The 4,061-nt window shown below is 45.2% G+C and carries 3 protein-coding genes; all 3 read right to left on the minus strand.

The features are described 5' to 3' along the window. Positions 1 to 188 precede the first annotated feature (188 nt). From BCU12_RS14265 to mrdA, 3 genes are read right to left on the minus strand one after another with little or no spacing between them, the layout of a single operon-like run. Positions 189 to 974 carry a septal ring lytic transglycosylase RlpA family protein gene (locus BCU12_RS14265; RefSeq protein ID WP_102404927.1) on the minus strand — a complete coding sequence of 262 codons (786 nt, stop codon included), beginning with the start codon at positions 972 to 974 and terminating at the stop codon, positions 189 to 191. Between the two features lie 3 nt (positions 975 to 977). Continuing rightward, positions 978 to 2,099 carry a rod shape-determining protein RodA gene (gene rodA, locus BCU12_RS14270; protein WP_102404928.1) on the minus strand — a complete coding sequence of 374 codons (1,122 nt, stop codon included), beginning with the start codon at positions 2,097 to 2,099 and terminating at the stop codon, positions 978 to 980. Beyond that, positions 2,099 to 3,985, minus strand: a complete 1,887-nt coding sequence (gene mrdA / locus BCU12_RS14275) for a penicillin-binding protein 2 (protein ID WP_102404929.1) — start codon at positions 3,983 to 3,985, stop codon at positions 2,099 to 2,101. The genes rodA and mrdA overlap by 1 nt, the downstream gene beginning before the upstream one ends. Positions 3,986 to 4,061: the final 76 nt, after the last annotated feature.

A 4,061-nucleotide genomic window follows, 5' to 3' on the forward strand; every position in this document is an offset into this window, starting at 1 on the left:
CTACGATAGGTGAAGCTGAGACGGTTGTTGATAGACCTACAGAAAGTGCAATAGAGCTAACTAGAATGGCATTAAATAGTGATGTTTTTTTCATGATAAATATATAATTTCTATTATAACTGTCCGTATATTAACAGAAACCACCTTGCAAGCCAGCGCCGCGTACGCAGCACGGATTTTAGGGTGAATTACTGACCGACGACCTGTTTTCTAATGAAGGCTGAGGTATACCCTAGTGCTTTCACTTGTTCTAGAGCATCTTGCGTTAACGCATAATCGGTAAAAGGCCCGAGCAAAATGCGATGCATAGATTTATTGGTATCCACGTAACTCTCAACGGATAGCTTTTGGGTTAAATCATTAGCAAGTGCCTGTGAGCGGTCGAGATGTTTTGAGGACGCCACTTGAACGATGTAACTTGGAAATGCGCTTTGCTTATGTGCAGAGTCTGGGCGTTCCGTTGTGATTACTTCAATGTCGACATTGGCTGTACCTGATTTGATGACATCCAATTTGTACGCGGCGGCATAGCTAAGATCAATGATGCGACCTTCGTGAAAAGGGCCTCTATCATTTACTCTAACGATGGTTGATTTACCATTGTCTGTATTGGTGACTTTGACATAGCTTGGTATAGGCAGGGTTTTGTGCGCTGCTGTCATTGAGTACATGTCATAGATTTCACCGTTAGAGGTTAAATGGCCATGAAACTTTTTCCCATACCATGACGCTTGCCCTGACTCTTTAAACCCTTTTGCGTTTTTAATGATGGTGTAGTCGTTGCCGCGCAAAGTGTAGTTGCCATTTCCGCCTAAACTATAAGGTTCATATTGAGGGACTGCATCTTCAATATGTTCTACCGATATAGGCGTATTAGGTGCGACGTCATTATCGATATCGTACCGACCAGAGGAAGAACAGCCAGCTAAAACAGCAGCGCTCACTAGAGCAAATGTACAGTGCTTAAGGTTCATTAATTATGTTGCCTTTGAGAATGCATTTCTATGAGTATGGATAGACATCAACATGCCGAAACCGGCCATTAAGGTCACCATTGAAGTGCCACCATAACTGATCAATGGCAGAGGCACGCCAACAACAGGTAAAATTCCACTCACCATCCCTATGTTTACAAAAATATAAACGAAGAAGCTTAAAATGATACTTCCTGCCATCATCCGGCCAAATGAGGTTTGCGCTTGGCTGGCAAGATATAAGCCTCTTCCAATGATAAACAGATAGATGCTGAGCAGGGCTAGGATACCAATCATGCCCCATTCTTCTGCGATAACAGCGAAAATAAAATCGGTATGGCGCTCGGGTAAAAACTCCAGCTGAGACTGAGTTCCCTGTAGCCAGCCTTTTCCTGATAGCCCACCTGAGCCAATGGCTATTTTACTTTGAATGATGTGGTAGCCAGCCCCCAATGGATCAGACTCTGGATTAAAGAGTGTTCGTACACGTACTTTCTGGTATTCACGCATGATGTAAAACCAAAGAACCGGTGCAAAAGCACTGACGGCCAAAACGGCGGCAAAAATGATTTTCCAGCTAATACCGGCTAAGAAAATCACGAAGATTCCAGAAGCCGCAATTAGGATTGAGGTACCAAGATCAGGTTGTTTTGCGATGAGTATGGTCGGAACAAATAACATAACCAAAGCAATGATGATGGTTCTGAAGCTAGGTGGAAGCGCGCGTTTTCCTATATATCGAGCGATCATCAATGGAACGGCGAGTTTGAGCAGCTCTGAGGGTTGAAAACGTACAAAGCCTAGATTTAGCCATCGCTGCGCACCTTTTGATGCCTCACCGAAGAAAAGCACGCCTAATAATAAAGCAACACCACAAAAGAACAAAAACGGGGCGAGGGATTCGTACGTGCGTGGGGATACCTGCGCCAGTATTGCCATGACGACGAGTGAGATGGCCATACGCATGGCTTGTCTGTCCATCATCGCATAGCTTTGTCCGCTCGCGCTGTACATGACAATGAGGCCAAACGCCATTAGAACCAATATGCCTAATAGGAGAGGGAGATCGATGTGGAAGCGTTGGAAGAACGCTCGATTTTTCCCTGTTTCAGGATCAAACATCATTATTCGTTTTCCTCTTGCGCACCAAGTACGGCGTGGTCAAAAATTCGTCTTACAACAGGGCCACCGTTGCTCGAACCTCCACCAGCATTCTCTAAAACAACGGTAACGACAAATCCCGGTTCTTCAAATGGAGCAAAGCCTGTATATAGAGCATGGTCTCGAAGGTGCTCTTCAAGCTCTTCTGCGTTGTATTCCTGATCTTCAGCAAGGCCGAATACCTGGGCGGTACCGGATTTTCCAGCACTGACGTACTTCATGTTCGTGAAGGCACGTCGAGCCGTTCCTTTTTTCCCGTGGTGCACTAAACGCATACCATTTGTCGCAATGTCCCAGTATTTTTCAGGTACACCTGTAATTGGAGGGTAGGTTTCAAACTCTTCAAGCTGTTGTAAATCGAACTGCTCTCCATTTTCAATCGTTGCTCGTAGCAAGTGTGGTGCCGTGACTTCACCATGATTGATTAATACGGATGTCGCTTTGGCTATTTGCATTGGCGTTGCTGTCCAGTAGCCTTGACCAATACCGACAGGAATGGTGTCCCCTTGATACCAAGGTGTGCGATGACGCGCCATTTTCCAGTCTCGCGTGGGCATGTTGGCTTTGCTCTCTTCGTGAATATCAATGCCGGTATATTCACCAAATCCAAACATCGCCATCCAGCTTGAAAGCCTATCAATACCCATGTCATAGGCTATTTGGTAAAAGAAGGTATCCACTGATTCTTCGATAGATTTTGTAATATCGACGACACCATGTCCCCAACGTAACCAATCACGAAACGGCCTTGTTTTGGAATTAGGAATCTTCCAGTAACCAGGGTCGTTACGAGTGGTTTTGGGCGTGATAACCCCTTCTTGTAGCGCTGCGACAGCAATGAAAGGTTTTACCGTTGAAGCTGGTGGATAGATCCCTAAGGTGGCACGATTCACTAGCGGGCGGTTGATATCATTAAGCAGTGCACTGTATGCCTTGCTAGAAATACCATGTACGAAAGCATTCGGATCATAGCTAGGGCTTGAAACCATAGCGAGAACGCCATTATCTTCAGGATCTAATACGATCGCTGCGCCTCGGCGGTTGTCTAAGAGCTTATGAACATAAAGCTGCAAATCGATATCAAGGTTTAGAACTATGTCTTTTCCTGGAACGGGTGGCACGTATTTCAGCGTTCGTATGATGCGACCACGGCTGTTTACTTCCACTTCTTGATAGCCCGCTATGCCATGCAGTGTATCTTCGTAGAACCGCTCAATGCCTAACTTGCCGATATCACGGGTCGCTTGATAGTTGGCGTCCTTTTCTTCTCTAATAAGGCGTTTCATATCGCGATCATTGATGCGTGAAACGTAACCAATGACATGCGTAAGAACATCGTCATAAGGGTAATAGCGCTTTAAGTTAGCAGTTACTGCAACGCCAGGGTACTTATGCTGATTGACTGAGAATTTCGCCACTTGTTCTTGGGAAAGTTGCGTGAGTATAGGCACAGATTTAAAGCGGCGTGTTTGGCGTCGCTCCCGAGTAAAAGCGTCGACACGTTCTGGAGTAATCTCAGGCAGTAACTCCTGAAGAGCCGTGATGGTATGATCGATGTTGGAGACTTTTTCTAGGGTGATCTCAAGGTTAAAAACCGGTCTGTTTTCCGCGAGTAGTTTCCCGTTTCGGTCATAGATTAGACCTCGATTTGGTGCGATAGGAACAATCTTGATGCGATTATCGTTCGAGCGAGTTTTATAATCTTGAAATTGATTGATTTGGATGTTGTACAAATTAGCGAGCAGGATGCCCATCAACAGGATAATGCCAACAAATGCAACAAGAGCACGACTTTTGAATAGCCGTGACTCTTCGTGGTGATCTCGTATTTGGCTACGCTTACGCAACATAGATGTCGTTCTCGATAATAATGCTACAGTCGATAATACGCGTGCTTAGTATTAAAGGCTTATTCTCGGTGATAAG

The sequence above is a fragment of the Vibrio sp. 10N.261.55.A7 genome (genome assembly GCF_002877365.1).
GTDB lineage: Bacteria > Pseudomonadota > Gammaproteobacteria > Enterobacterales > Vibrionaceae > Vibrio.